This is a genomic window from Pseudomonas sp. SIMBA_041 (assembly GCF_046535095.1).
Lineage (GTDB): Bacteria > Pseudomonadota > Gammaproteobacteria > Pseudomonadales > Pseudomonadaceae > Aquipseudomonas > Aquipseudomonas mucoides.
The window spans coordinates 1-230 of sequence record NZ_JAWRXJ010001038.1; the positions used below are offsets into that span (position 1 = coordinate 1).

The window sequence follows — 230 nt, forward strand, 5'->3', positions numbered from 1 at the left end:
GGCCTGAGTTGGTAAATTTATATCCGCCAAAATCTGAGCAACCATCGCAGCAAGATTTGGTGGATCGCCTGATGTTTATTCAAGCCAATGAATCTGCTAAATGCTATCAGGAGAATGTCGTGCGCTCAGTGGCCGATACCAATATAGGCGCTATCTTTGGTTGGGGGTTTGCACCGCAGCACGGTGGTACACTACAGTTTATCAATGCAATGGGCGTGAGTGCGTTTGTT

1 pseudogene is annotated in these 230 nt (G+C 47.4%); it reads left to right on the forward strand.

What is annotated here, in order from left to right:
- A pseudogene (locus SB725_RS34265) lies at positions 1-230 on the forward strand (3-hydroxyacyl-CoA dehydrogenase); the annotation flags it as partial.